General features: G+C 72.1%; 1 protein-coding gene and 1 pseudogene. One reads left to right on the top strand and one right to left on the bottom strand.

Annotation, left to right across the window (positions count from 1 at the left end; all coding sequences use genetic code 11):
• Positions 1-335 (bottom strand): annotated as a pseudogene (locus tag AB0C29_RS43160) (sensor histidine kinase); the annotation flags it as partial.
• A gap of 219 nt (positions 336-554) precedes the next feature.
• On the opposite strand from AB0C29_RS43160, the gene AB0C29_RS43155 reads away from it, so the two are divergent.
• Positions 555-2,246, top strand: a complete 1,692-nt coding sequence (locus AB0C29_RS43155; RefSeq protein ID WP_360833414.1) for a methyl-accepting chemotaxis protein — start codon at positions 555-557, stop codon at positions 2,244-2,246.
• The last annotated feature ends 260 nt before the right edge of the window (positions 2,247-2,506 follow it).

Raw genomic sequence — 2,506 nt, 5'->3', positions numbered from 1 at the left:
CCGAGGGCGACGGGCAGCAGCACCGCCGCCGAGCCGAGGATGGCCGGCGGCTGGCCGGTGAGGATCAGCGGGGCCACGTACGCCACCAGCGCCGGCCCGACGAGCGCGAGCAGCAGCCGGCGGGTGTGGTGCAGCGCCGCCCACGCGAAGATCAGCACCAGGAACGGGCCCGTACCGGCGGCCATGCCACCGAACGCCCACGTCGAGAAGCCGAGGACGGCGAAGGCGGGTAGGGCGAGCAACGCGGGCGCCCCCGGCCGCCAGCGGTGCCAGGGCAGCGGCGTGATCACCGCGGCCAGGGCCAGGTCCGCCGCCGCGATGATCAGCAGGTCCACGGCCCGGCGGGTGTCGTTGGCGATGCCGACGAGCGCGAGCAGCCCGGAGAGCGCGAACAGCGCCGCGACCTGCAGGGCGGCGGCGCGCGGCCCGCTACCGAGCAGGCGAGTGTGCGGGCGTGAGACGATACGGACATTCTAGGACAGGTCCCGCCCTGTCAGCACCGTCACACTCATCTCCGCGACCGGTACGCCGACCAGTCTCGTATGCGGTTAAAGGTGAGACTTTTCGGTCCTGTGCTGGGCGCCCTGGTCGGCTGTGGTCTGGGCTTCCTGGTGTTGCAGCAGGTGACCACCGGTGCGTTCGACGCGCTGGAGGCGCGGCAGGTGGCCCAGGACGCCGACCGCATCCGGATCGGCCTGGACGGTCAGGCCCGGCTGCTCTCCGCGTTCGGGGCGACCAACGCCGTCTGGGACGACAGTTACCAGGACCTCAAGGAGGCGGACCGGGCCGGCTTCGCCGAGGACTTCCCGCCGGACGCGACGCACGCGGTGAGCGACCTCGACGGTCTGCTGGGCATCTCCCCCACCGGTGAGCTGATCGCCGGCGGATATCTCAGCGACGCGGCCGGCTTCGCGGCCCCGGCGCCGCAGCTGACCGAACCCGCCCTGCTGAGCCGGCTCTACGACCCGGCCGGCGAGCCGGGCACCGCCCGCTGCGGGATCGTCTCCGCCGACGCGATGTACCTGTACTGCGGCGTGGCCGCGTACCCGAGCAGCGGCGAGGGCACCCCAACCGGTGGTCTCGTCCTGCTCAAGCGGCTCTCCCCCGACCGGCTCCGGGCGCTCAGCGCGGACATCGACCTGACCACCGAGGTCGTCGCCCGGCGCCGCGACGACGGCGTGACCCAGCCGACGGTGACCAGCCTGCTGGGTCCCGTCGAGGTACGCACCAGCGTGCTGAACGCCGGCGGCATCGCCCTCAACGCGAGCATCACCACCGTGGACGGGCAGACCCTGGTCCTGGAGTCGGTCCGCGACCGCCCGATCCACGCCGCCGCGACCAGCACCGCCGGCAAGCTGTTCGTCCTCATCGCCCTGGCCACACTGCTGCTGGTCGTGCTGATGACCGTCTCGACCCGGCGGGCGGTACGCCGGCGGGTGCGCCCGCTGCGCCGCACGACCGAGCAGATCGTCGCGTCCGGCGACCACGACCTGCGGATCGGCGCGACCGGCGACGACGACATCGCCGCGCTGGGCCGGGCCGTCGACGCCATGCTGGACACGATCAGCAGTCGCGACCGGCTGCTGCAGTCCGAACAGGAGCAGCGGCAGCGGGAGTTGCAGGAGACCCACGAAAAGCAGAACGCCGCCGAGCGGGAGACCCGCGAACAGGCCCGGCAGCTGGTCACCGAGACCTCCACCGTGGTCGCCCAACAACTGGCGGACGTCTCCGCCCGGGCCGGCACGGTCGGGGTCGCGGCGAGCCGGATCGACGACCGGGTACGCGACGCCCGGACGGCGGCGAGTCACCTGCTGAGCAACAACAGCGAGGCCAGCCGGGCCGTCGGCACCCTGCACGAGAGCCTGCAGAAGGTGGACGAGGTCGCGCGGTTCATCGGCGGCATCGCCCGCCAGACCAACCTGCTGGCCCTGAACGCCACCATTGAGGCCGCCCGGGCCGGGGTCGCGGGCCGGGGCTTCGCCGTGGTGGCCAACGAGGTCAAGGGGCTGGCCGCCACCACCGCCGAGTCCACCGAGACCATCACGGCGACGCTCGGCGAACTCAACGAGCACGTCACCGCCGTGGTGGAGATCATGACCACGATGAGCGCCACCATCACCGACATCGACCACACCACCGCCGACGCCGAGCTGATGACCACCGAGCAGGCCGCCACCGTGGCCGGCCTCACTGCCGAGGTGAGCGCGGCCATCGACCGCCTCGAAGGGCTCGTCACCCGCGACTGACCGTACCGGTACCCACTTCAGCCGTGGCCCGCTCCCGCACGTCCGGGAGCGGGCTACGGCCATTTTCCGGTCCCATGGACCAAAACCCTAGTTGACATATAGGATTTGAGGACTAAGGATCGGAGCATGACCAGCCAGGGGATCCGGCTCGCCGGCACCGCACTCGCAGTGTCGCGAGGTTGCTGCCGCGACTGGACGTCTTCCCGCGGCCGCTGCCGCCGGAGCTGACCACCGCCGGTCGACCGGCCCCGCACCACCCA

The sequence above is a fragment of the Actinoplanes sp. NPDC048791 genome (assembly GCF_040650095.1).
GTDB lineage: Bacteria > Actinomycetota > Actinomycetes > Mycobacteriales > Micromonosporaceae > Actinoplanes.
Note: the sequence above shows the minus strand (reverse complement) of the source record. Positions and strands in the feature narration are given on the sequence as shown.